This is a genomic window from Streptomyces sp. CA-278952, assembly GCF_028747205.1.
GTDB lineage: Bacteria > Actinomycetota > Actinomycetes > Streptomycetales > Streptomycetaceae > Streptomyces.
Genome location: NZ_CP112880.1, coordinates 5,202,691 through 5,227,961, shown reverse-complemented (window position 1 = coordinate 5,227,961; position 25,271 = coordinate 5,202,691). Strand labels below are relative to the sequence as shown.

Below are 25,271 nucleotides of genomic sequence, written 5' to 3'. Positions count from 1 at the left end.
GCGTGGTAAAGCAGGCGACGGCCCCTCTCAGCTCCGCTCCTCGCCTCGCAGACGGGCGGAGAAGGAGAAGCGGTCGCCCCGGAACAGGGTCCGCACGCGCTCCAGCGGCCGGCCGTCGGCGTCCCGGGAGAGCCGGTGGATCAGGAGCATCGGCAGGGCGGGCGGGGTCCCGATGAGCAGGGCCTCGCGAGGGGTCGCGAGTACGGTCTCGATCCGCTCGTCGGCGTCGCCGAAGGCGATCTGGAGGCGGTCGCGGAGGTAGGCGTAGAAGGAGGAGTCCGGGTCGAACTCCGTGTCCAGGTCCGGGACGCGGGCGACACCGACGTACGTGCTCTCCAGGCCGACGCGCTCGTCGTCGGCGAGCAGCACCCGCTCCAGGTGCCAGACCGGCTCGCCCCGCCCGACCGCGATCTCGGCGGCGAGCGCCTCGGGGCAGGGGAAGCGGTCCAGGCCGATGAGGTGGCGGCCCGGCCGACGGCCCTGGCGGCGGACGCCCTCGGTGTAACTGGCCAGCGAGAGCGGCTGCTCCAGCTTGGGCCCGGCGACGACCGTGCCGCGCCCCTGACGCCGCAGCCGCCCTTCCAGGAGGAGTTCGCGCAGGGCCTGGCGGACCGTCTCGCGCGCGACCGCGTGCCGCTGGGCGAGCTCCCGCTCGGTGGGCAGGAGCCCGCCCTCGCCCAACTCGTCCAGCAGCACCGCGATACGGGCCTTGACCGCGTAGTACTTCGGGATACGGCCGTGCTCGGGGATGCCGGAGCGGATCGGTGCGCCAGGTGCCTGGTCGTTCGGGTAGTCCACGGCCCGATGGTTGCAGACGCGGGTGAACAGGCTGCGTCACGGCCCGGATCTCGCCGCTCCGCCGCGGCCGGTCAGTCCGTGGTGCGGCGGACGCGGCGGGCATACCGCAGCAGGGCGGACCCGCCGAGCAGGAGCGCCCCGGCGGCGACCCCGGTCCAGGCCAGTGACTCCGCTCCGGTGCGGGCGAGTTCGGGGAGCGGGCGGCCCAGGCCGTCGCGGGGCGGGCGTCCGGGGTGGTCCTCGTCGGCACCCCTGCCCTGCTCCCCGGTTCCGGGGCGGGCCGACGGCCGGGGGCCGGGGTCGCGGTCCGGCACCGGGTCGCGGCCGGCGCCGGGGTCCGTGCGGGTGCCGTCGCCCGCCTCGGTACGGGGGCCGTCGCCCGGGTCGGGGCGTTCCGGGTCGGGGCGAGTTCCGTCGCCCGGATCGGCGCGCTCCGGATCGGGGCGCTCCGGATCGGGGCGTACCGGATCGGGGCGTACCGGATCGGGGCGTACCGACCGGGGGCTCTCCGGCTGCGGGCGCTCGGACCGGGGCTGCTCCGGTTCGCGGATGCCGCCCGTGGCGCCGTCGACGATCACGAAGGGGTAGCCCTTCGACTCCCCCACCCATTCGCCGTCCTCGCGTCCACCACCCTTGGCCTTGTCCTGGTGGCGGCGCTGGACGACGGCGGCGTGGGCGGTGACCGGGCCGGGGGTGGTGTCGGAGGTGAAGGCCATCCGGACGCGCACGGAGACGGTTGCGCCGGCGGGAACGGTGAACCCGCGGAACGCGTCACCGGAGTCATCGTCATCGTCATCGTCATCGGAGCCAGTGCCCGTGTCCGTGTCTTCTGCGGCCGTGTCTTCTGCGTCCGTGCCACTCGATGTCCCCGCCTCGCCCTCTTCCCCCCTCTCCGCCTTCTCGCGCCGGTCGTCCCGCTCACCGCCGAAGACGCCGATCTGCTCGTCGCGGTCGGTGCGCTCCCAGGTGACCCGGTGCTCGATCCCTGGGCGGCCGGGCTCGGAGAACTCCAGCTGGATCTGGTCCGACGTCAGTCTGCGGTCGCGGTCGGCGAGGACGAGGACCGGGTGCAGGGCCCGGCAGGACGTGTCGGTGGTGTTGGTGAGGTCGAGGAACCAGGTGCCGTAGCCGCCGCCGGAGGCGTATCTGTCCGGGGCGTCCTGGATGCGGGTCTCGATGGGGAAGTCCTTGGCCGCCGGGTCGCCGCAGACGGGCTGCTGGTCGGCGGCTAAAGAGGCGGGGGCGGGGGCGGCCGCCTGGGCGGCGGCCTGCGGGCCGCCCAGGAGCGCGGCGGGCACCGTGATCCCGGCGGCCAGCCCGAGGGCGGCGAGCGCACGGGCGTCACGCAGCCGTGCGCAGGAGTCGGGGGGCATGGGGGTCACCCTTCACTGCTCGCGGACGACCGGGGCGGGGGCCTCGGCGGTGGCCTCCGACACCACCACGCGCGCGCGGACTCAGAGTGTCGACATGCCGACTTGATTCATAGGATCACCCGACTGCCCGTCCGTCTTGTCCCCGTCTCGCCCCCCCGCCTCGATTCCCGTCTCGTTCCCCGTCTCATTCCCCGTCTCGTTCCTCCACCTGCCCCCCTGCCTGGCTCCCCCGCCTGGCTCCCCTACCTGCTCCCCCACCCGTCCGAACACCGGCGCGAGCACCAGCTGCGCCGCGCCCTCCGCGACCGGCAGGTCACCGCCCCGGGCGACCGTGACGGTCACGCCCGCGCCCGCCCCGCCCCGCGCTGACCGCTCCTCGATCACGGCCCGGACGCCCCGTACGTACGCGTCCTCGTCGGCGGCCACCACCCTGCCGCCCAGGACCACCCGGTCGATGCCGAGCAGGCCGACCAGGTTCGCCGCGCCGGCGCCCAGGACCCGGGCGGCCTCCCCCCGGTCGCCGCGCGCCTCGGCGGCCAGGCACAGCGCCTCGATGCAGCCGCGTCCGCCGCAGCCGCAGAGCGGGCCGTCCAACTGGAGGGTCTGGTGGCCGAATTCGCCCGCCTCCGTCCGCGCGCCCCGGTGCACCTCGCCGCCGAGGACCAGGCCCGCGCCGAGCCCCGTACCGAGGTGGAGGTAGGCGAAGTCGCCGCGCGGCTCGTCGAGCGACAGGGCCAGGGCGAGGGCGGCGGCGTTGGTGTCCTTGTCCAGCACCACCGGCAGCCCGGTCCGTTCGGCCAGGGCGGTGCGCAGCGGGTACCCGTCCCACTGCGGGAATCCGGTGACCCGGCGCAGCACGCCGTCCCGGTGGTCCAGCGGGCCGGGCACGGCGACGCCGACGCCGAGCACCGGTTTGTGCGGTTCGGCAGCGCACAGGTCCCGTACCGCGTCCGCCGCGTCCGCGAGGACCCGGTCCGCCGGAGCGCCGAGGTCGAGGGGCGCGCGGGTGACCGCGACCGGCCGGCCCGCGAGGTCGACGAGCACGGCGGTGAGCCCGTCGCGGTCCAGGTGCAGCCCGACGGCGAACTGCGCCTCGGGGACGAGCCGCAGCACGGTACGCGGCTTGCCGCCGGTGGAGGGGCGCCGGCCCGCGCCGGCGGCGAGCCCGTCCTCCCGCAGCCGGGCGGTGATCTTGCTGACGGCCTGCGGGGTGAGACCGGTGCCCTCGGCCAGCTCCAGCCTGCTGATGCCGTCCGCCCCGGCGGCCCGCAGCAGATCCAGCACCAGCGCGGCGTTGTGGTGGCGCAGGGCCGGCAGACCCACCCCGGCCTGGGCCTTCGTGCGGCTCCCGTTCACGGTTCGCTCCTCTTCACCGCCCCATTGTGCCGGTCGCTTGCACTTTGGCAACAGCGTTGCTTAAGTGGATCGCATGACCCCCAACGCCTCCGACGCCTCCGGCACTCCCCTCCGCGTCGCCCTCGTCGGCTACGGCCTGGCCGGCTCCGTCTTCCACGCCCCGCTGGTCTCCGCGACCGACGGGCTGGTCCTCGACACGGTCGTCACGTCGAACGAGGAGCGCAGGGCCGAGGCCCTCGCCGCGTTCCCCGGCGTCCGCCTCGCCGCCTCGCCGGACGAGCTGTGGGAGCGCGCCGACGAGCTGGACCTCGTCGTGATCGCCACCCCGAACAGGACGCACGTCCCGCTGGCGACGGCCGCGCTGAAGGCCGGGCTGCCGGTGGTCGTGGACAAGCCGGTCGCCGGGACGGCCGCCGGGGCGCGCGAGCTCGCGGCTTTCGCCGAGGAGCGCGGGCTCCTGCTCTCGGTCTTCCAGAACCGCCGCTGGGACAACGACTTCCGCACGCTCGCCGGACTGATCGCCGACGGCGAGCTGGGCGAGGTGCAGCGCTTCGAGTCCCGCTTCGAGCGCTGGCGGCCGCAGCCGAAGGGCGGCTGGCGCGAGTCGGGCGACCCGGAGGAGATCGGCGGTCTGCTGTACGACCTGGGCAGCCATGTCGTCGACCAGGCGCTGGTGCTGTTCGGCCCGGCGGTCCAGGTGTACGCCGAGTCCGACGTACGGCGTCCCGGCGCGGCGGCGGACGACGACACCTTCGTCGCGATCACCCACGAAGGCGGGGTCCGCTCGCATCTGTACGTCAGCGCCACCACGGCCCAGCTCGGCCCGCGCTTCCGGGTGCTGGGCTCGAAGGCGGGCTATGTGAAGTACGGCCTGGACCCGCAGGAGGCGGCCCTGCGCGAGGGCCTGCGCCCGGTGGCCGGTGAGCCGTGGGGCGAGGAGGCTCAGGAGCTGTGGGGCCGCCTCGGCTCCGGCGAGTCCCCGCTGACGGGCGGCGGCGCCCCGGTCCGCACGCTGCCCGGCGACTACCCCGCGTACTACGCGGCCGTCGCCGCCGCCGTACGCGGCGCCGGCCCGAACCCGGTCACCGCGTCGCAGGCGGCCGCCGCGCTGGACGTCCTGGAGGCCGCACGCCGTTCGGCGCGCGAAGGCGTCTCCGTCACCCTCCTCCCCCACCACGACGAGGACCAGCAGGCGCAGGACCAGCAGACGCAGGACCAGCAGACGCAGGACCAGCAGGCGAAGGAGCTGCCCGCATGAGCACCATCTCTCCCACCGTCTCCGAGCTGATCGCCCAGGAGCGCCGGCTCACCCTCCCGCACTTCTCCTACGACGACGCGTTCGCGCTCGGCAGCCTGCTGGTCACGCTGGCCAGGGAGCGGCACGCACCGGTCGCGATCGACATCCGGCGCGGCGCGCAGCAGCTCTTCCACGCGGCGCTGCCGGGCTCGAGTGCGGACAACGACGCGTGGATCGACCGCAAGCGCAGGGTCGTCGAGCGGTACGGCGAGAGCTCGTACCTGGTGGGCACCCGGTTCCGGGCGAAGGGCACCACGTTCGAGGAGTCCTCGCGCCTGGACCCGGACACGTACGCGGCGCACGGCGGTTCGTTCCCGATCGCGGTGGAGGGGGCGGGCGTGATCGGCACGGTCACGGTGTCCGGGCTGCCGCAGGCCGAGGACCACGCGATGGTGGTCGAGGCGCTGGAGCGGTTCGCGGCGACGCCGGGGGCCTGAGGAACGTACGTACGGGGCCGGGGGCACGGTTACAGCGCCCCACGGCCGGGGGCTCGGTTGCAGCGCCCCCGGCCCGCTCCGGGCTACGCCCCCTTCAGCTCCTGCCGCTGCCGGCCGAGCCCCTCCACCTCCAGCTCCACCACATCGCCCGCCCTCAGATACGGCTTCGGCTCGGGCTGCCCCATCGCGACCCCGGCGGGCGTGCCGGTGTTGATCACGTCGCCCGGGTAGAGCGTCATGAAGTGGCTGAGGTAGCGGACGACCTCGCCGACCGGGAAGATCTGCTCGGCCGTGGTGCCGTTCTGCTTCAGCTCGCCGTTGACCCAGAGCCGCAGCGGCAGTGCCTGCGGGTCGGGCACCTCGTCGGCGGTGACCAGCCAGGGCCCCAGCGGGTTGAACGTCTCGCAGTTCTTGCCCTTGTCCCAGGTGCCGCCGCGCTCGATCTGGAACTCGCGCTCCGAGACGTCGTGCGCCGTCGCGTACCCGGCGACGTGCGCGAGGCCCTCCTCGGCCGTCTCCAGGTAGCGGGCCGTGCGCCCGATGACGACGGCCAGCTCGACCTCCCAGTCGGTCTTGCGGCTGCCGCGCGGCACCAGGACCGTGTCGTCGGGCCCGACGACGGTGTCGGGGGCCTTGAAGAACAGGATCGGCTCCGCCGGGATCTCCGCACCCGTCTCGGCGGCGTGGTCGTGGTAGTTCAGCCCGATGCACACGATCTTGCCGATGCGCCCGAGCGGCGGGCCGATCCGCAGCCCCGTCGCGTCCAGGGCGGGCAGCACGCCGGGCGCGTCGGCGGCCGCCCGTACCCGGGCGAGCGCGGAGGCGTCGGCGAGCAGCTCGCCGTCGATGTCGGGGACGATCCCCGACAGATCACGCAGAGTCCCGTCGCGATCGAGAAGTGCGGGGCGCTCGGCGCCCGCCGTACCGACTCGAAGCAGCTTCAACGGTCCAACTCCTCTTGGTCGAGGTGGTGGCCCTCCGGCGGGTTGCGGCCGACGGAGGACTTGGCTGATCGTCCAAGAGATGCGATCACTCCGCAAGACCTCGTTCACACACTGGACCGGCGTAGCGGGCGGGCCGTTTACGCCGCCGTGGCCATGGCGCCACCGGCGACCGGCATGTCGCGGTACAGCCAGGCGCGCTCGACGGCGGTCCAGGTGGTCGTGGTGACGACGTACAGGGCGGCGGCCAGCGGCACGACGGCCACGGTGATCAGCGTGAAGAACGACATCAGCGGCATCACCTTCGCCATCGCGCCCATGCCGGGCACGGCCTGCCCGTCCGGGCCCGCGGCGGGCGTCATCGGGTTGGCGGCCAGTTGCCGCTTGGTGCGTCCGTAGTTGAACGTGGAGACGGCGGTGACGATCGCGAAGAGCCCCAGGTAGACCCAGCCCTGGCCGCCGAACACACCACCGTGCGCGAGCGCGTCGTGCCAGCGCGCGCCGAGCGGTGCGCCGAGCAGGTCGTGGCTGAGCAGCGCGTTGGGTTCGCCGCCGATGGAGCTGCTGGAGAACAGGTGGTAGAGCAGGAAGAACGCGGGCATCTGGAGCAGGCTCGGCAGGCAGCCGGAGAGCGGCGACACCTTCTCGGCGGCGTGCAGCTCCATGATCGCCTTCTGCATCCGCTCCGGGTTCTTGCCGTGCTTCTGGCGGAGTTCGGCGATCTGCGGCTGGAGCCGGCCGCGGGCTTTCTGTCCGCGTGCGGCGGCCCGCGACAGGGGGTGGACGGCCAGCCGGACGAGCGCGGTGAACAGGACGATCGCGGCGGCGGTGGACGCGGTCTGGAAGAACGGCTGGAGCAGGTCGGCGAGGGAGCCGACCAGGCTCGCGAAAGCGGACATGAAGGCGGACATGGATGAGCCCTCCGGGGGTCTCGTCGTGCCGGGAGGTACCTGCGAGGAGGTACGGGGTGATCACTCGGCATGACGACCGGCGCGGGGCGCACCGCCCGCACGGAACGTACGTACGAACGCGAGAGACGCGAGTGAGGCAAGAAATGCGAGAGACGCGAGAGGCGCGCGAGGTACGTACGGGAAGACGTGCGGGAGAGGTGCGGGTTCGCTACGCGGCGGCCGTCAGGAGGGCGTGCCCGGGTGCCCGGGGCCGCGTTCGGCCCCGGGCGTCGGGGTCGCGTTGCGGGAGGAAAGCGGTGCGCTTCTCCCGGTCCCTGATGGCCGTACGGACCCGGGTGCGGGGCACCGGGGACGCGCAGCGGGCGCTGATGACGGAGCAGGCGAGGAGCGCGGATCCGGCGGCGGCGGTGGCGGCGAGCGCGACGGCCGCGGAGAGGCTGCCGCCCTCGGCGAGGAGGACCTCGGTGAGGAAGAGGACGAGGAGTCCGGCGGGCCGGAGCAGCCGGGTGAAGGCGCGGCGCAGGGCGTTGGCATCCCGCACGGTGCGCACCTCCTGCCCTTTGTCAGGCTCATTCCTGCCGTACGAGGACGCGTACGACACTCCGTTCGTTATACACGATGATCGGCTTCACCTCCCCGGATCGTTCCCGCTGAAAGACGAGGCCACAGACCACCGCGACGCCGACGGACCACCGCGACGCCGACGATCAGCCCGCTGAACGCGCGCCCCGGCCGGCCCCGGCACGCCAGAGGGCGGCCAGGCCGAGCAGCATCGGGACGAGGACGGGACGCCGTACACGGGCAGGCACATGGCGTTGCGGCGCACCGCATCGGCGTTCCTGGCCCCGAGGTGTCCGGCGACGAAACAGGTCCGCCACCGGAGCGTGACGCGGCGGGCCGAGTGTCGACGCTCGTGGGGCCGACCTGCGGATATGGGCTGCTGTCAGTGCTCCGCGGACCCATCCTGCTGCCCGAGCGGTCACTGCTCTCCGCCCTCGCGTACCTGGCGCGGCCGGGGAGGCGGCGTGTATTCGTGGAGGGATACCCTTGCCCGCTCCGGAAGGCCCCGATGCGCCCGCTTGAACCAACCCCCGCACAGGACAGGCCGGGTGCCCATCGAGTACCTGCACCTGCACGCAACCCCGCGAAGGCGCCGGACGCAGGCCCCATGGGCGGGCCGCAGTCGCTCCTCGCCTTCCAGGCCACCACGGGCAACGCCGCCGTGGTCCAGATGCTCCGCGCGGCGGGCCACCCCTGGGCACAGGCGCGGGACCAGCACCAGCACGGCGCCGACTGCGGCCACCAGCAGGCCGACCAGCCCGCGGTGCAGCGCTCCGCCGTCCACGACGTGCTGCGCCGAGGCGGTCGGCCGCTCGACGACGCCACCCGCACCGACATGGAAGCCCGCCTCGGCAGCGACTTCTCCGGCGTCCGCATCCACGACGACAGCGCGGCGAAGGCCTCAGCGGCCGAACTCGGCGCCCGCGCCTACACCTCCGGCAACCACGTCGTCATCGGCGACGGCGGCGCCGACAAGCACACCCTCGCCCACGAACTGACCCACGTCATCCAGCAGCGCCAGGGCCCCGTAGCGGGCTCCGACAACGGCTCCGGCCTCAAGGTCTCCGACCCCTCCGACCGCTTCGAACGCGAGGCCGAGGCCAACGCGACCCGGGTGATGTCCGGCGCGATCCAGCGCGCGGTGCCGACGGGCGAGACAGCCCAGCAGCACGGAGGCACCCCCTCGCCCGCGGTTCAACGCATGGCGGAGGAGCCGGACAAAGCGTCTGTGGACCAGGCGGTCGCGGCCGCCGTGACCGCCTTCCTCGGGGAGGGCAAACCGCGGCGCAAGATCTTCAAGCGGGACGACACCGCCATCACCCAAGCCGTCGATGCCCACTACCTTCCTGCCCACGGCGACAGGACGAAGTTCGAAAGCCTGGTACGGCGCGATTCCGCCCCACCGCCTCCGGACCCGATGGCCGCGTACAAGCAGGGCCTCAACGAGGAGGAACAGGCGACCCTCATGAGGGAGATCGGCAGCATCCAGACCCAGTTGAAGGCCTGGAAGAACGTCAAAAGCACGAACGGACAGTGGCCCGCCGGGTGCAATCAACAAGGCACCTGGGGCACCAGCGCAGGCGGCGCCGGCGCCGCCTACCAGGAGTCCCACGTCAACCTCAAGGTGGGAGAGAAACTCCGCCGATGGTGGCAGGGGGAGAAGGGGGGATATCTCGGGGACAGTCGGACGACGAGCATCACCCTCAAGAAGGATCTCGCCGGAGGAGGGGGCGGCGACCGGAGTCCCAAGTTCAACTACCACGTCAAGATCAGCTGAATCAGGAATCAGGCGGGTTCGTAGGTCCGCAGGTCCGTAGGTCCGCAGGTCCGCAGGTCCGCAGGTCCGCAGGTCCGCAGAAGTTCGCCCCGGACGACGGTGCCGAGGGCCTCGGGGAACGGTCGAGGAGATGACTGAAGCTGGTGCGGCCCTCGCCCGCCATCAGCACCCGGACGGAGACGGGCCCCGGACTCCGCCCGCCCGGGGTCTCCGTCACCGCGGGCGCATCGAAGTGAGCTTCCCCCAGACGATGAGCCGGTAGCGGGAGCTGAACTCGGGGGTGCAGGTGGTCAGCGTGAGGTAGTAGCCGGGCGCGCTGTAGCCGACGGAGGTCGTGATGTTGCTGCGCGGCACCGGCGCGATGACCCCGCTGTCCGAAGGGGCGGTCCGCGCGAGGCGTTTGCCGACGGTGTACGTGTAGACGGCGTCCCGGGTCTCGACGGTGATCCGGTCGCCGCTCCGCAGCCGGTCGATGCGCCGGAAGGGCTCGCCGTGGGTGTTGCGGTGCCCGGCGAGCGCGAAGTTCCCGGCCTGCCCGGCCTGCGCGGTGCGGGCGTAGTGCCCGACGTACCCCCGGTCGAGCACCCCGCCCTTGCTGGTGCCCTCGGCGACGGGGGCGGTGAGCCCGATCCGGGGGATGCGCAGCACGGCGTACGCCTGGTCCCAGCGGGGGGCGGACCGGGGACGGGCGGGGGCCCCGGACGGTGCCGGGGCCTCGGCCTCAGGGCCGGAGGCCGAAGGTCGAGGGCTCCCCTCCCTCGCCCGGTCGAGAGAGCCCCCCTCCCCCACCTGGTCGTCGACGACGGCCGGCTCGTCCCACTCCTGCCGCAGGCTCTGCACGGTGCGCCCGGCCTCGGCGCGGGCCTCGCGGTTGGTCCACCACAGCTGGTGGGCGACGAGGAGCAGCAGCACGACACCGAGGGTCACGACGAGCTCGGCCGACGCCCACAGCCCCCGGGCGAGGAACCGCGACGCACCACCGCCACGGCTTCGCACGACCGGCAGCGCCCGGACCCTCCGCCCACGCCCCCGGACCCTCCGCCCACGCCCATGTCCACGCCCGCGCCTGTATCCCCAGCCAGGTCCCCGTCCACGCCCCCATGCACGCCCCCGAGCCCACCCCCGTCCCCGTCCCCGTGCCCGTGCCCGTGCCCGCACAGCACCCCACTCCCGCAGCATCGACGCCACCTCTCCGCATCGCCTCGGCGCGCACGGCCGACCCCGAGCAGTCCCGCACAGCCGCGCACAGCCGCGCACAGCCCCGCACAGCCCCGCAACGGGCACTCCCACGAGCCGCGCAGGTCCCGCCCGCCGTACCCATCCCGTACGGATGCCGCACGGCGGGCACGGCCTCGTACGCCGCGCACGAGCCCCCAGACGGCGGGCACGGCCCCGCGCACAACGCCGTACGGGCTGGCGCGCACGGTAGGGGCAAACCTCACAACTCTCCAGACTTCTCCCCCTTCTCATCCCTCCTTCTCATCCCCGCCCTCTTCTCCACGCCGTCGCCGTCCGGCAGTACCGTGTGATCCATGCGCCCCGACACGCCTGCCGACCACACCACCGAAGCCGAGCGTCTGCTCCGCACCGCGGCGCAGTACCCCGAGGACCACGAACCGCTGATCCTCCAGGCCGCGGCCCACCTGGAACTCGCGGGCGACCGCGCCCGCGCGAGCACGCTCTACGACGACCTGCTCGGGGCCCCCGAGGCCACCGTCGACCACCCGCACCTGATCAAGTCCCTGAAGGCGGCCAACCTCTGGGAGTACGGCCACGAGGCCGAGGCCCGGGCGATCATCGAGGGCATCCGTACCGCGGGCCCGCTGGACGCGGCGCCGTGGCAGGTGGCCACGGAGACCCTGGAGGCGCACGACGAGCTGGAGTCGGCCCACGACTTCCTCTCGACCGCGCTGACCCTGCTGCTGGCCCCCGGCGAGGAGGTCCCGTACGCCGTCCAGTCCCTGCTGACCGGCCGCCACCGGGTGCGCAGGCTGATGGGCCTGGACCACGACGCCTGGGACGAGCTGGCCGGCGAGCTGCACACGGCCCCGGTCCCCCTGGACGAGCTCCACGACCCCAAGCGCCTGTGGTCGCTGGGCTCCTCGGACCCGGTCGAGCTGAAGGCCGAGATCACCCGCCTCCGCGCGGAGCTGGGCACCTACCGCACGGCGCTCTCCCGCCCGTTCCCGGTCGCCGTCCTGCACTGGCCCGAGGACGAACTGCGGGAACTGCTCACCGCGTACCCGGCCTTGACCGAGGAGTACGTGGACCGCGCCACGCACCTGGACCGCCTGGAGACCGCGCTCCGGGACCTCCACGCGACGGGCACCCCGAATCTGGGCATCGTCACGGGCACGGTCCCCTCGTACGAGGCGTTCGCCGCCTCCGAGGCCGCGTCCCCGGCCGACCCGGGCCTCCTCCCCCAGTACGCCACCACCCTCGCCGCCCGGGGCCGCGCCATCCCCTGGCCCCCGTCGCGCACGGCCGCCTGCTGGTGCGGGAGCGGGAAGACCTACGGGGGGTGCCACGGGGTGTGAGCCCCGTGTTCGACGGCTGCGGCCCGGAACCGCGCACGACGGGTGCGGGGTTCCGGGCCGAGTGGTTCGCGAGGGCCGACCGACGGCAGGACCGGGCGATTGACGCAACGATTCCCGGACACCCGACCTTTCCCATACGATCACATTTCAACAATCAACTCAGGGCCGACGTCCCCACACGGGCCCCGTTCATGTGTGCGAGGAAGTCTCCATGCCGCCCTATCAGCCTTCCGCGGACTGGCAGTACGAGATCCCGACCGCGGGAAGCAAGCGCCTGCCGCCCGCGGCCCGTTACGTCGAGTCGCTGACGCACCAGGGATACGGCTTCGAGGCGGCCGTCGCCGACCTCGTCGACAACTCCATCGACGCGGGCGCCCGTAACGTCGTGATCAGCTTCCTCCGGGACGACCAGCGGCTCGTGGGGCTGCTGGTCGTGGACGACGGCTCCGGCATGAACGACGAGACGCTCGACACCGCCATGACGGTCGGCGGATGCCAGGAGTACGGGGACAGCGCGCTCGGGCACTTCGGCGCCGGTCTCAAGGCAGCCTCGCTCTCGCACGCCGACTCCCTCACCGTGATCAGCCGCACCCGACGCAGTCCGTCGACCGGCCGCCGCTGGCTGACCGCCAGCGCCCGGGCCGACTTCACGTGCGACATCGTGGACCCCCGCTACTGCCAGGCGCTCGTCGACCGCTACGACGGCCTGATCGAGTGGCACGGCACGATCGTGCGCTGGGACCGGGTCCGGGCCTTCGAGACGATCACCGCCGGCCAGGCCGACCGTTTCCTGAACGACGCCATCGAGAAGCTGGAGACCCACCTCGGCCTCCACCTCCACCGCTTCCTGGCCCGCGACGACTTCAACGTCGACATCGTCGTCGAGGACGTGACGACGCGGGAGGAACTCGATCACCGCGGCGTCGAGCCGATCGACCCGTTCGGCTACCGGGTCTCCGGCCGGCCCGGCTACCCGCGCACCTACACCGCCCCGGTGGAGGGTGTCGGCGAGGTCCCGCTGACCGCCCACATCTGGCAGCCGAAGTCCCCGCTGGTGAGCTTCCGGGGAATCGGCCCGCTCGCCGAGCGCCAGGGGTTCTACATCTACCGCAACGACCGGCTCGTCCAGGCGGGCGGCTGGAACGGCACGCGCAGCCCGGAGGGCCACCTCGCCCTCGCCCGGATCGCCATCGACCTGCCCGCCGAGGCCAACGACGTCTTCAGCCTCACGGTCAAGAAGGACGGCGTGAGCGTCACCCCGGCCTTCGCCCGCGGCCTGGAACAGGCCCTGGACAGCACGGGGAACGACTTCGCGTCCTACGTCAAAGAGGCGGAGGCGACCTACCGGGAAGCGGCCCGGCGCGCCACCGAACCCCAGCGCAAGGCGGTTCTCCCCGCGGGCAAGGGCCTCGATCCGCGGCTCAAGCGCACGTTGCGCGACGAGCTGCCCGAGCTGGAGGGCGAGGACCCGATCACGTTCCGCTGGGACAGCCTGCGCTCCGACGTGTTCTTCGAACTCGACCGCGAGGAACGGGTGGTGAAGCTCAACAAGGAGTACCGCCAGGTCTTCAACGGCGGGCGTCGGGGCGGTCTGAACGACGCCCCGGTGGTGAAGAGCATGCTGTACCTCATGGTCAACGAGATCTTCCAGAAGGAACGGGTCCGGGCCACGCACATCGACAACATCGCCCTCTGGAACAGCGTCCTCGTGACGGCCGCGCGCTGCGAACTCGCGCGCTGACCCGTTCCGTCACGACAGCCCCGTTCCCGCCGGAGAAGAGATCCGCCACATGACCGACCACCTGCTCCACCTCCATGGCGACGTCCTCGCCGCCATGCGCCGCGGGCCGAGGAACTTCGCCAGGCTCGCCTTCGCCCTCGCCGAGGAGGAAGAGCCCGCCGACACGGAACAGGGCCGGTTCCGGGACCGTGTCGCGGGCTCGGGCCCGGGCGACGAGCTGACCGCCCTGTGGCACCGGACGCTCACCGCCTGGGACCTCGCGGAGCAGGCGGACTGGTCGTCGGCCCCGCCCCGTACGGACGAGCGGCGTGCGGACGCGTACGACCGCCTCGGCTTCGACGCCGACCTGCGCAAGGTGCTGGACCACGCGGTCCCGGTGTTCAAGGAGCCCGGCCCCACGATCATCAGCACCACGCCGACCTTGTGGTACTCCCGCGACACGGCGGCGGTCCGGTCCTTCTACTGGACCGCGTACGAACGGCTCCTGCGCCGCAAGGGCTGGCCGGACGCCGCCGTGGCAAGCCTCGACGAGGCGAGCCACGCCGTGGTCGAGCGGCTCGCGGACCCGATGCGCCCCGACGCCTACGGCGCCCGGGGCCTGGTCGTCGGATACGTCCAGTCCGGCAAGACCGCCAACTTCACGGGCGTCACGGCCAAGGCCATCGACGCGGGCTACCGCCTCGTCATCGTCCTCGGCGGCACGCTGAACCTGCTGCGCGGGCAGACCCAGCGCCGCCTGGACATGGAGCTGATCGGCCGGGAGAACATCCTGCGCGGGGCGGACCCCGACGACCCGGAGGCCCTGATCGGCGTCGACTACCAGGACGACGAGGACTGGCCGGAGAAGTTCGTGAGCCACCACGGCCGTCCGTCCACGCTCGGCGCCTTCGACATCGAGCGCCTCACCACCCGGGACGACGACTACCAGAGCCTCGCCACCGGGATCCGCGCCCTCGAATTCGACAAACAGGTCCGCACCCAGCCCCTGCACGTGCCGGACAACCTCCACCGCGCCGCCGCCCGCGTGATGGTCGTGAAGAAGAACAAGTCCGTCCTGGGCAAGCTCATCAAGGACCTCAAGAAGATCGGCGGCCCGCTGCTCTCCGAGATCCCGACGCTGATCATCGACGACGAGTCGGACCAGGCGTCCGTCAACACGACGGACCCGAAGAAGTGGGAGGAGGGGAAGGTCACCCGTACGGCGATCAACCGCCAGATCTCCGAACTGCTGGGGCTCCTCCCCCGCGCCCAGTACGTGGGCTACACCGCGACGCCGTTCGCCAACGTCTTCGTCGACCCGGGCGACGGCGAGGACATCTTCCCGCGCGACTTCCTGATCTCTCTGCCGCGTCCGAAGGGCTACATGGGCGTCCAGGACTTCCACGACCTGGACCGCACCGACGAGTCGGCCGTCGGGGGCGCCGAGCGGGCGCACGTACGCGGCATCTACGACGACGCCCACGGAGACCGGCTCCCGGAAGCCCTCGACGCCTTCGTTCTCTCCGGCGCGCTGAAGCTGTACCGCGCGGCCCACGACCCGTCTCTGGAGAGCCACTTCCGGCACCACACGATGCTCGTCCACGAGTCCGTACGCATGGCCGAGCACGCCGCCCTGGCCCTGCGGATCAGCTCGATATGGCACCAGGCCGCCTACACGAGCCAGGAAGGCCACGCCCGCCTGGCGGCCCTCTTCACCTCCGACTTCCAGCCCTTCGCCGACGACGGGCTGCCCACGCCCGCCTCGTACGAGGAACTGAGGCCGTACGTCTCCCGCGCCCGCCAACTGATCAACTCGGGCGGAACGCCGGTGCTCGTCGTCAACGGCGACACCGAACGCGACTACGACCAGCCCGAGCTGGACTTCGACCGGACCCCCCACGTGTGGAAGATCCTCGTCGGCGGTACGAAACTCTCCCGCGGCTTCACGGTCGAGGGCCTGACGGTGACGTACTACCGTCGCAGGACCCAGCAGGCCGACACCCTGATGCAGATGGGCCGCTGGTTCGGCTTCCGCCCCGGCTACCGCGACCTGGTACGCCTCTACATCGGCCGTGCGGAACCCGCGGGCAAAACCAGAACGGTCGACCTGTACGAGGCCTTCGAGGCGATCTGCCGCGACGAGGAGACGTTCCGCGCCCAGCTCACCCGCTACGCCACCCTGATCGACGGCAAGCCGCAGGTGACCCCGGCCCAGATCCCGCCCCTGGTCTCCCAGCACCTGTCCTGGCTGAAGCCCTCCGCCCGCAACAAGATGTTCAACGCGGAGCTGGTGGAGATCCGCTCCCCGGGCGAGTGGGTCGAACCGACGGCCTACCCGACCGCAGCGGCGGACCTGCGCCACAACGCGGAGGTGTGGCGGCCGGTGCTGGCGTCACTGGATCCTGACCCCCAGGTGTTCGTCACCCTGTCCGAGGGAGACCAGGGCAGCTACATCCGCTATCCGGCCAGGACCGCCGTGCTCAGCCACAGCCAACTGCTCGGCGTCATGCGGGAACTGGTCTGGGGCCGGCCCGATCTGCTCGCCCCGCACATGGAGTACCTGAGCGATCCCAGCGACGCCGGCTGCGCGACGGACGACTGGGTCCTGATTCTGCCCCAGACTTCCGGGGTCACCAGCGTCCGGGCTGAGTTGCCTGGAACCGAGCCGCTCACTCTCGTACAGCGCAAGCGCAATGCGCTGGGGGTGTTCAACCGCATCTCCGGCGTCTCCCATCGTCAGTCCGCGGAGCGGATCGCCGGCCGTCGGCCACTCTGTGAAGACGACCCGTTCGCCACCCAGTTCCACCAGCCGCGACGCGGAGCGCTGCTCCTTTACCCAACGGTGGACCCCGCACTCGGAGCCCCAGCGAACCTGCTGGCCCATGGGGCTATCGATCCGGCGAAGGTGGTGATGGCAACCGCCCTGATCCCTGCCGTCGGCTCGGCGCGCAATCAGATGACCAGCGTCCGGTTCCGCGCCATCGACTCATCCCGCCCAGGTGATGCTGTCGTCAACACCGTGAGATACGGAGACCAGGCCCCAGGCCTGGCAGCCCAGACGGACCGGTAAGGAGCGCGCCGTGGTGCCCCACTCAGACGATTGGACCCCTCCAGAGGGTTCATGGGCATCATCGGCCGCGCGGCGGCGGAACATGCAGGCGATCCGGAGCAGGGATACGAAACCGGAACGTCTGATCCGCAGGCTCGTTCACGCGAACGGTCTGCGCTATCGGGTAGCAGCAAGGCCCTTGCCTGACCTTCGCCGGACCGCTGACCTGGTCTTCCGTCCGGCGAAGGTGGCCGTCTTCATTGATGGCTGCTACTGGCACGGCTGCCCGGAGCACTACGTTTCCCCGAAGACCAACCCGGGTTACTGGTCAGACAAAGTAGCCAGGAACGTCGCCCGTGACCGGGACACCGACGAGCGGCTCTCCGCTGCCGGCTGGCTCGTCCTGCGGTTCTGGGAGCACCAGAGTTCAGACGCCTGCGCCCTGTCGATCATCAGCGCTGTCCGCGAGCGCCGGAACGACCTGTGCGAATAGCGACTTCTGCTGCGGCGCACCATCCCTGGCATCCCGCTCGTCGGCCGCGCGCAACACGTCCGCGATGGCCTGGCCTACCGCAGCGGCGACAGGGGGCGGGAAGGCGTTTCCGATCTGCCGGTACTGAGCGGTTTTTCCGCCCGTGAACTCCCACTCCTTCGGAAACCCCTGAATGATTGCCGCTTGCTCCACCGTCAGCATGGGGCCGTCAGGGCCGAACAGATCCCGTCCCTGACTCTTCTTCTTCTCCCCTTGCTCGTGGTTGTTCGCCACCCCCATACCGGAGACGCCGAGAGTGTCCCAGGCAGCCTTGGCCCTACTGGGGCCGAGGTCAGCCCCGCCGTGCTTCTTCGAGCCCCCGACCAAGGTAGGAGCAATGCCCCCATCCTTCTTCTCCAGGGCAGCCTTGAGCGCCCTGTCCATCCAGCGATCACGCGAAGCCTTGGCGAGTTTCCCAATTTCGCCACCCATCGAAATGTACGGCGCATAACGCTCTTCCATGCTCTTCTCCAGGGCATGGAAGACGCTGCACACGTCCCCTACAGGAGTAGGCCAAACAAACTTGATATCACCGAGCACATCCGCGCGGATGGCTACAAGAACTGCACGCGGACGCAATTGAGGTACCCCAAAATTGCTAGCTTCCAGAACTTCCCACTCGCAGATTTCGTAACCCATGCCAGCGAAATCTTCTTCAAGCCCAGTTTCCGGCCTCTGCGCTCGGCCGCCCGCCAGGCGCGCCTCAATATAGGTCCTATAGTCCACAAATTTTGCGTCCTTGATCCCACGGACGTTTTCAATCATCACCGCTTTAGGGTGCAACTCGTCAACCAGTTCCAGCATCCGCGGGAACAAGTCTCGCTCGTCGTCCTTCCCTAGCCGCTTACCGGCGTGTGAGAAGGGCGGGCAGGGCACGCCGCCCGCAAGAAGATCTAGGTCACCGCGCCGCAACTGCCGTCCGAGAAAATTAACCGGCTTATTCAGGCCAGATCCAGGATGCCTCTCCGACGGAATGGGGCGGAAATTGTTGACGTCATCAGAAATGACATCACAGTATTCTCGTTCCCAGCTCCAGTTCTGTCGGCGCTCGATGTTCCATTCCAGCGTCTCCACCGCATGCTTGTCGATCTCCACGAGCGCGAGATGCTTGAAGCCTGCCTGGTGGAGGCCGATGGCCTGTCCGCCGGCCCCTGCGCAGATCTCGATGGAGGTCAGCGGACGATCTTTAGGGGCCACGAGGCGCCTCCCGGTGCGACTGATACAGACACGCAAGTGTCGCATCCGCCAGTGACACCAGGAGTCCCCCTAGGCGAGCCCCGCCCCCTGCGACCCGTTCAGCTCTCCATCAAGTCCCGCAGGTCCTTCTTCATCTCGTCCCTGAGCACGGCAGGCAGCTGCCTGTACATACCCCAGGCGCGGTCCACCGGCCGCAGCGGCCGGGCATCAGCCCCCATCCACTCCAGCAGCTCACGCTTCTGCGCGAGGGGCAGCGCCTTGACCCGGGTCCACACCTGACCAGCGTCCATCTGCACCCCGGTCAGGTTCTTGACCAGCTCGTTACACCGCGCGCACTCGGTGAGGAGGTCCTCAGCCCCCGCGGAGCTGCCTGAAGCGTGCGGATTGACATGCCCAAGCGTGAGCCGGGCCACGGAACCCGGCTCGCCCGGATAGGCCTCGGCCGCGCCGACCCCACATCGGCGGCACCGGTGAAGATCCCTTTCAAGAACGAAGCGTCTGGTCTTCGCACTGATCTGGCGCTGCCCGGCCGCCCGGTGCTCCTTCTCCCAGACCGGCGCCCCGATTTTCTCAAGAAAGAGCTGCTCGGGCTGGAGGCTGGGCTTGTCCAGGTTCGTCCTGATCACCCAGCCAGCGGGCCGGAGATCACGCATCCTGCGGTCGACCTGTTCGGTACCAGCGATCGCGGCACGCAGCGCCGCTTTCGAGAAGACGTTCCCGACACCGACCTCGTCGCGCAACCACAGCGCCACCCGGACCCTGGCCCCAAGCGACCCGTCGCGCCAGTCCAGACCATCAGATGCCACGTACTACCTCCATAAAATTCGAACGCAAGAACGAAACGTGCCCCTTTCGAGTGACGAGGCTACCTTGCCGCCACTTGCCGCGGCAAGTGGCGGCAAGCTCGCTCTGGGCGGAGCGCCGCTCGTCACCCGTAGATCGGACCTACATGACCACCAGGACCGCTAGCCAAGGGCCGCCGCCCGCCACGGCCAGCTGCATCGAGATCTGTGCCGGAGCGGGAGGACAGGCTCTGGGACTGCAACGTGCGGGCTTCGAGCACACGGCTCTCGTCGAGCTAGACCCCGACGCGGCCCAGACGCTCCGGCTGAACCGACCTGGCTGGAACATCACGCAAGCCGATGTCCGTGGCATCTCAGCGAAAGACCTCGCCGTGAACGGCCAGGCAGTAGGACTGCTGGCAGCAGGAGTGCCATGCCCGCCCTTCTCCCTCGCGGGTGAGCAGCTGGGACCCGCGGACGAACGGGATCTGTTCCCCGACCTGCTCCGGCTCGCTGGCGAGCTTCGCCCGAGCGCGGTGATGGTGGAGAACGTCAAAGGCATCCTTCAGGCGAAGTTCGCCGCCTATCGCGCGGACGTGATCAGCGTACTGACACGCCTGGGATACACGGCCGACTGGCGGCTCCTGCGCGCCTGCGATTACGAGGTTCCGCAGTTGCGTCCCCGTGCCGTCCTGGTGGCCATGCGACCGGAGGTGTTCAGACGATTCCGCTGGCCCTCCCCGACCAGCACCCCCGAGACAGCGCCCGCGGTGGGCAGCGTCCTCTACGAGTCGATGGCTTCCGCCGGCTGGGAACTGGCCCGGCAGTGGGCCGACGGTGCGATGACCATCGCACCAACGATCTGCGGAGGCTCCCGAAAGCACGGCGGCGCCGACCTCGGACCGTCGCGCGCCAGGAAGGCATGGGCGCAGCTCGGTGTGAACGGATCCAGTGTCGCCGATGAACCCCCGCAGCCGGGTACGACCCTTCCCGTCCGGCTCACGGTCCGGCACCTGGCCCTGCTGCAGGGGTTCCCAGATGACTGGTACTTCGTCGGCAACAAGACCTCCGTCTACCGCCAGGTGGGCAACGCCTTCCCCCCGCCCGTGGCGGAAGCGGTGGGCCGAAGCCTGGCTGCCGCTCTCGGTCAGACGGCCACCGCTTCGCGATCCCGCATGTCCCAGACCCCACGGCAGCCAGACGATATGCCGGGCAACACACTCTTCCCACCTTCCATGATCAATCCGGGCGTCAGAGCCTGAGATGGCACGACCAGCCGGGCTGACTCCCACCTGCCACGGGACGACCGGTCATGCGGAACAGCTGAGAGCAGCCACGACCGGCTCACGGTGGCGACGCTGAGCGCACCCCCCTGCTCACCTACGAGGACGGCGCCCATGATCCATCCCGGATCGGCGTTCATCACCTCACTCTCATGACGCGTGAGGTGGACGACGAGTCGGGTCGGATCCGTCGTCGCTTTCACTTCAATATGTATCCGCTCGTCAGACGGGTTCGTGGCACCGATGTCGTACCCAAAGGCGTCTGACACCGCTGAAACGTGCTCCACCGCCGTCAGGTCCGCTTCCCGCAGAAGCGCAAGCAGACACCTCTCCCCCGCGGCGCCGATCGCTCTCCTCTTTTCGTCATCGGCCGCATTCCATAAAAGGCGGGGAACAACGGCGCTGTTCAGCGGCGAGCGATCACCGACCTGTACGACCGGAAGGTCTGCTGCGGTGATCAGGCCCGTCCGGCGCAGCCATTCCAGAGCCTCGGCGTACTGGACAGGGGTGAGGTCGGCATAGCGAGGGTGGTGGGTAAAGAGCGTGCGGACCCGGGGAACGTCGGCGATCCACAGATATCTCAGCCAGCGCAGTGCCGCCTCGCGGGTGCCGTCACCGGGCAGCAACAGCATCGACATGCCTCAGCAGCGCTCGGACGTCCGCCATGTCCATCCCTCCAGCGACCGGAGCCTCCTCCTGGAGGTCAGCGAGCTGCTGGACGGATGGATCATCAAGGATCCTGCCCATGAACTCCAGTTTCTGCTCGAGGCGCAGAGCGACCACCTCGTCCACCGTTCCGCGCGAAGCCAGCACCGTGACGTTGGTTTCCGTGCCTGGCGCGAGCCCCAGCCGGTGAATACGGTCCAGGCTCTGCAGGAATCGGCCCGCCATGAAGTCGCGGTCCACGTAGACAGCGTCGTGGCAGACATGGTGAAGGCTGATTCCCTCTCCCAGGGTTGCCGGATTGGACAACAGCACCGAACAGTCAGGATCCTCACGGAAACGGCGGATCTCCTCCGCCCGGTCGGGGGTTCCTCCATGGACCACGGCCGGCTGGTAACCCGCGAACATCCGCTCCATGGTGCTGAGGCTGCGCACGAACGTCGTCCAGACCAGCGTCTTCCGCCCCTGTTCAGCGTTGGCCGCGACGATGCTAAGCGCCTCCTGGTACTTCGGAGACAACTCGTAGTTGGGGAGGTCCCTCATCAAGGTGTAGAGGGAGTCCCCGTGCGGCACGTCCAGCGGGGGCACCTGATAGGTCAGCGGCTCGTACCGGCTGGTGCCCTCAGCGAGCAGCGCGGGACTCGTCGCCGCCATCAGAAGCCTCAGCATGGCCTTGCCCAGGGCGTCGAAGTCATCACGCGCCGCCTCGGCGCGAGCTGAGTACCGCCCCACAAGTGCGTCGTAGATCTCCTGATGCAGGCTGGGCATGTCGACGTACCGGATCTTCGGGTCGAAGGGCGGCAGGCCCAGTTCCGATTTCGTGGTACGAGTGAACAACGGGCGCAGCACCTGGCTCGCGTACGCCAGGTCGCCGCCGGCCACAGCCCCTGTGACGACGCGGCGGCCGTGCCCGGGCCAGACGAAGGAGAGCAGGTTCTCCAGGTCCCGGGCGCCGTTGGGAGCCGGCGTACCCGTCAGGATGAGGCGGCGTCTGCTGAGCGGGCCAAGTGCCATGCAGGCGGAACCGTAAATGCCGCGCGTTCCCAGCTTCATGCGATGTGCCTCGTCCAGGATCACCATCGACGGCGCTGCTCGCAGCCAGGAGGCCAGCGCCGCCAGCGAACGGTCCAGCCGCTCGTAGTTGATCACCATGATCTCCGCGGTGGCATCGGGGCTGCTGCCCATCACGCCGAAGCGGAGCGGTTCCTTGAAACAGACGGAGTTCTCGAACTCCCATGATTCATAGGCCGATTTAGGGCTCACAACGAGCAGCCTGAAGGCTTCTCCGCGCTCTCTCATCGCGGCGAAGACCGCCAGCCCCACGCGGGTCTTGCCAGCCCCCGGCACGCTGAAGTTCGCTCCGTGGCGGAGGGACAGCAGCCGGGCGATGTCACGCTGCTGGAAATCAGTGAGCGGTGCGGCCCATTCAGCTCCGAGAAGTGCCGGAATCTCCTCGTGCGTGATGGTCTGGAGGGAGCCGTCGCCGGCCCCCTCCAGCTGTTGCTGAGCAGCGTCCGCGTCATCCAGGACCCCACCCACCAACTGCGCGAGTTCGTCATCCCACTCAACGTCCTCGGGCGATGGCCAGGTCCCGAGTTCGCCAAGACCGACCAGAAACGCCTCAAGGTCGATTTCCGCGGACAGCGGGCCTCGCTGCCCGCCACCGGGGAACCGGGCAGCCAACTGGGCGAGGTCGGACTGACGCCCCTCCTGCGCGCGGAGGACCGCCCTCGTGCGGGTCACGTCGAAGGCGATCCGCAGAGACGGTTCTGCCTGGCCTGTCACGCCCCGCCCTCCCCGCGTACGGCATCGAGCAGCCAGGTGACCCCGTCCCCGGGCTCCTTGATGCTGCGGGCCGCCTCCACCGCCAGCTTGCCCAGGCTCTCGCGCAGTTTGAGTACCGCTTCGTCGAAGATCTCCTCGTCGAGACTCCGCGAGGCGCGGGAAAGAACGAGGTCGGTGATGCACTGGTCGATGTCGTGGGAGGCATCGACGATCCGGTCAGGCGCAGCCTGCTTACGCTTCCGGACTCGGGCATCCTTTCCCGCAGGCTCCAGCGCCTCTTCCACTGCCGCCGTCACTGCCGTGATGGTCTTGGCAGCCTCGGCAACCTGTTCCAGCGAGGCGCTGTCGCCCGCCGCCTCCACCGCCTTCACCCTGAGAACGGAGTCGGTGAGCGCACGCGCTTCGGCTACTTTCGGATCAGCAGCACGAACCGTACGGTTCAGCCCCGGGATCGCCACCGTCGCGGCAGGAGCAGCGGGCGGCACCTGAGACCTGACGGCTTCGGGGAGACGGGTGTCGAGGTACCGCGATTTGAAGTCCGGTTCGATGAGCCGCACATCAGTCTTCGAGAATCCGAGGATGATCGCGGTCAGCCGGCTCTCCTTCATCAGGTCAGCCTTCTCCTGGCTGGACGCCGACTCCTTGATCCAACGCCGGTGAAGCTCTTTCAGCTTCTCCTGGTGGTCTTCGAAGTCGAGCAGCCGCAACTGCGCACCGCCGGTCCTGCTCCGCTCGACCAGATCGTTGAGCGTCGCGAGAATCCACCGGTCCTGCTCGCAGACGCGCGCGGTCGTCCGGAACTCCCGGGCAATATCGGCAACCGTACGGCCCAGGCCGATCTGCTCGTCGATGGCCAGCAGGCGGTTGATGTAGGAGTAGTCACGCCGGTGGTCCTTGCGCAGCTGAAGCGCCAGCTCTACGCGGTTGATGTCGTCCCACGTACAGGAAGAAGGGAGGACTCCGACTCGGATGTTGGCTTCGCCCAGATCCTGGAGGGCTGCCCGCCGGGTGTTGCCATTGACGAGAATGCCGTCCCGCGTGATGAGCCCGGGGTCGTTCTGCTTGAAATCGCGAAGGCTCTCCAGGAGAGCGTCGAAGTCAGGGTCCCTCTTGGACGGGTCTGACGGCAGCGCCTTCAGCAAAAAGTGGAGGTAGTCCTGGCTGTCCCTGCTGAACGCGTCCTCGTCCAGTCCTCGGTCGCGAACCGGGTCGTGGGTGCGCTGGGCACGGATCCGGTGCGTACCCGGGTTGTAGTACAGCATGTTCACCGGCATATCGATGACTTCGACCTGGGTCGGCTGGCCCCGCCATTCGATGCGGAGCGTTTCCTGGACACCGCCGGCGTCGAGCAGCTCCTTCAAACGGCTCTCCACCAGATGCTGGTTCTCGGCGGCCAGAGGCGGGCGCCCGAAGTCTTTGCTCATCGTCAGTTCTCTCTCTGTGCTGAGGGGAAGCAGCTCAGGCGCCGGCCAGCTTGGCAGCGCCGGTCGTTCGCCATCCGTCACGTTCAAGCGGGCTAGGACAGTGCCTCACGGAACTTGGCCCGCGACTCAGCCGGAAGGGTCCGGTAGACGGCCCAGAGTTCTTCGGCGGCGCTGAACTCGCGCTTGTCCTGATCGATCCAGCGCAGGAGAAGGCCGCGTTCCAGCGATCCAAGGCGGCCCGCACGGACCAGAATCGCACTCAGATCGGCTGCCTGCCCACGTCCACCGACACGGCACCGCTTGCATTCGGCGACCAGCTCGACTTGCTCGCCGCCGGTCAGCTGCTTCACCACCCGTCGGGCGATGTCCAGCTGTGCGGCCTCGTAACTGCCGGCGTACACCTCTCCGGGGGAGATGCCGCAGGAGCGGCACAGGTGTCCGTCACGCGCCAGAACATCCCGGCGCTGCGTCTGCGTGACGGCGGTTCCGGACTTCGCTGCTTTGCCGGGTTCCCAGACCGGCAGCCCCGGCTTCACGAAGCGCTGTTCGTGCTGCCCCAGGCCCGCGTCCTCACGATTGGTGTCGATCTGCCAGCCGTGGTCACGGAGATCGCGCACCCGCCGGTCGGCCTGGCTCACCCCCGGAAAGGCACCCTTTACGTCTTCCTTCGTGAAGACGTTGCCTTCGCCTACGACGGTGACCAGCCACAAGGCGGCGCGCTTCATGGTGCCGAACTTGGGGTCCGTCCACGACGGCAGAGTCATCGGGGTCTCCTCGCTTCAGACTTCAGGTGCTTCGACAGGCGTCAAGTCCCGAGCGGTAAGTCCGCGAGGGTCCTCGTGAGAAAC

Annotated in this window: 21 protein-coding genes; 8 read left to right on the top strand and 13 right to left on the bottom strand. The window is 70.1% G+C overall.

Going from position 1 to position 25,271, the window contains the following annotated elements; genetic code table 11:
* Positions 1-27: 27 nt before the first annotated feature.
* The 3 genes from N7925_RS23455 to N7925_RS23445 form a co-directional block, all read right to left on the bottom strand.
* Positions 28-798 (bottom strand): GntR family transcriptional regulator, encoded by a 771-nt coding sequence (locus N7925_RS23455; protein ID WP_265601421.1) that lies wholly within the window; start codon positions 796-798, stop codon positions 28-30.
* Positions 799-869: 71 nt separating this feature from the next.
* Complete coding sequence (locus N7925_RS23450) at positions 870-2,171, bottom strand: peptidase (protein WP_274345068.1); 1,302 nt, start codon at positions 2,169-2,171, stop codon at positions 870-872.
* 81 nt (positions 2,172-2,252) lie between these two features.
* Complete coding sequence (locus N7925_RS23445) at positions 2,253-3,527, bottom strand: ROK family transcriptional regulator (protein ID WP_274345067.1); 1,275 nt, start codon at positions 3,525-3,527, stop codon at positions 2,253-2,255.
* A 73-nt stretch (positions 3,528-3,600) separates the two neighbouring features.
* Between N7925_RS23445 and N7925_RS23440 the strand changes: the two genes are divergently transcribed.
* Positions 3,601-4,785: a Gfo/Idh/MocA family oxidoreductase gene (locus N7925_RS23440; RefSeq protein ID WP_274345066.1), complete on the top strand. Its 1,185-nt coding sequence runs from the start codon at positions 3,601-3,603 to the stop codon at positions 4,783-4,785.
* Positions 4,782-5,261 (top strand): heme-degrading domain-containing protein, encoded by a 480-nt coding sequence (locus N7925_RS23435; protein WP_274345065.1) that lies wholly within the window; start codon positions 4,782-4,784, stop codon positions 5,259-5,261. The genes N7925_RS23440 and N7925_RS23435 overlap by 4 nt, the downstream gene beginning before the upstream one ends.
* An 83-nt stretch (positions 5,262-5,344) precedes the next feature.
* On the opposite strand, the gene N7925_RS23430 is transcribed toward N7925_RS23435, so the two are convergent.
* The 3 genes from N7925_RS23430 to N7925_RS23420 all read right to left on the bottom strand — a co-directional run bounded on the left by N7925_RS23430 (position 5,345) and on the right by N7925_RS23420 (position 7,654).
* A complete protein-coding gene (locus N7925_RS23430) occupies positions 5,345-6,205 on the bottom strand; it encodes a fumarylacetoacetate hydrolase family protein (protein ID WP_274345064.1) in 861 nt (286 codons plus the stop codon).
* A gap of 137 nt (positions 6,206-6,342) precedes the next feature.
* Positions 6,343-7,113: a YidC/Oxa1 family membrane protein insertase gene (locus N7925_RS23425; protein ID WP_274345063.1), complete on the bottom strand. Its 771-nt coding sequence runs from the start codon at positions 7,111-7,113 to the stop codon at positions 6,343-6,345.
* Positions 7,114-7,321: 208 nt separating this feature from the next.
* Positions 7,322-7,654 carry a DUF6412 domain-containing protein gene (locus N7925_RS23420; protein WP_265601414.1) on the bottom strand — a complete coding sequence of 111 codons (333 nt, stop codon included), beginning with the start codon at positions 7,652-7,654 and terminating at the stop codon, positions 7,322-7,324.
* A gap of 627 nt (positions 7,655-8,281) precedes the next feature.
* Here N7925_RS23420 and N7925_RS23415 point away from each other — a divergent pair.
* Entirely contained in the window at positions 8,282-9,451 is a 1,170-nt protein-coding gene (locus tag N7925_RS23415) for an eCIS core domain-containing protein (RefSeq protein ID WP_274345062.1), read from the top strand.
* A gap of 213 nt (positions 9,452-9,664) precedes the next feature.
* Here the strand turns inward: N7925_RS23415 and N7925_RS23410 are convergent, their stop codons facing one another.
* Positions 9,665-10,447, bottom strand: a complete 783-nt coding sequence (locus tag N7925_RS23410) for a class E sortase (protein WP_274345061.1) — start codon at positions 10,445-10,447, stop codon at positions 9,665-9,667.
* Between the two features lie 536 nt (positions 10,448-10,983).
* Here N7925_RS23410 and N7925_RS23405 point away from each other — a divergent pair.
* From N7925_RS23405 to N7925_RS23390, 4 genes are all read left to right on the top strand, one after another.
* A complete protein-coding gene (locus tag N7925_RS23405) occupies positions 10,984-11,988 on the top strand; it encodes an SEC-C domain-containing protein (protein WP_274345060.1) in 1,005 nt (334 codons plus the stop codon).
* A 211-nt stretch (positions 11,989-12,199) separates the two neighbouring features.
* A complete protein-coding gene (locus N7925_RS23400) occupies positions 12,200-13,729 on the top strand; it encodes an ATP-binding protein (protein ID WP_274345059.1) in 1,530 nt (509 codons plus the stop codon).
* Positions 13,730-13,778: 49 nt separating this feature from the next.
* A complete protein-coding gene (locus N7925_RS23395) occupies positions 13,779-16,778 on the top strand; it encodes a Z1 domain-containing protein (RefSeq protein WP_274345058.1) in 3,000 nt (999 codons plus the stop codon).
* 13 nt (positions 16,779-16,791) lie between these two features.
* The gene (locus N7925_RS23390) at positions 16,792-17,250 is read left to right on the top strand and encodes a very short patch repair endonuclease (protein WP_274346540.1); all 459 of its coding nucleotides are present in this window, start codon (positions 16,792-16,794) and stop codon (positions 17,248-17,250) included.
* Here N7925_RS23390 and N7925_RS23385 read toward each other — a convergent pair.
* Entirely contained in the window at positions 17,185-18,486 is a 1,302-nt protein-coding gene (locus N7925_RS23385; protein ID WP_274345057.1) for a DNA cytosine methyltransferase, read from the bottom strand. The two genes, N7925_RS23390 and N7925_RS23385, sit on opposite strands and share 66 nt — an antisense overlap.
* A gap of 98 nt (positions 18,487-18,584) precedes the next feature.
* A complete protein-coding gene (locus tag N7925_RS23380; protein ID WP_274345056.1) occupies positions 18,585-19,292 on the bottom strand; it encodes an HNH endonuclease in 708 nt (235 codons plus the stop codon).
* Positions 19,293-19,435: 143 nt separating this feature from the next.
* On the opposite strand from N7925_RS23380, the gene N7925_RS23375 reads away from it, so the two are divergent.
* Positions 19,436-20,530: a DNA cytosine methyltransferase gene (locus tag N7925_RS23375; RefSeq protein ID WP_274345055.1), complete on the top strand. Its 1,095-nt coding sequence runs from the start codon at positions 19,436-19,438 to the stop codon at positions 20,528-20,530.
* Here N7925_RS23375 and N7925_RS23370 read toward each other — a convergent pair.
* The 4 genes from N7925_RS23370 to N7925_RS23355 all read right to left on the bottom strand — a co-directional run bounded on the left by N7925_RS23370 (position 20,416) and on the right by N7925_RS23355 (position 25,187).
* Complete coding sequence (locus tag N7925_RS23370) at positions 20,416-21,189, bottom strand: DUF3883 domain-containing protein (protein WP_274345054.1); 774 nt, start codon at positions 21,187-21,189, stop codon at positions 20,416-20,418. The genes N7925_RS23375 and N7925_RS23370 overlap by 115 nt on opposite strands.
* Positions 21,164-22,999, bottom strand: a complete 1,836-nt coding sequence (locus N7925_RS23365; RefSeq protein WP_274345053.1) for a DEAD/DEAH box helicase — start codon at positions 22,997-22,999, stop codon at positions 21,164-21,166. The genes N7925_RS23370 and N7925_RS23365 overlap by 26 nt, the downstream gene beginning before the upstream one ends.
* Positions 22,996-24,423 (bottom strand): transcriptional regulator, encoded by a 1,428-nt coding sequence (locus tag N7925_RS23360; RefSeq protein ID WP_274345052.1) that lies wholly within the window; start codon positions 24,421-24,423, stop codon positions 22,996-22,998. The genes N7925_RS23365 and N7925_RS23360 overlap by 4 nt, the downstream gene beginning before the upstream one ends.
* Before the next feature lie 92 nt (positions 24,424-24,515).
* Positions 24,516-25,187 (bottom strand): hypothetical protein, encoded by a 672-nt coding sequence (locus tag N7925_RS23355; RefSeq protein ID WP_274345051.1) that lies wholly within the window; start codon positions 25,185-25,187, stop codon positions 24,516-24,518.
* Between the last annotated feature and the right edge of the window lie 84 nt (positions 25,188-25,271).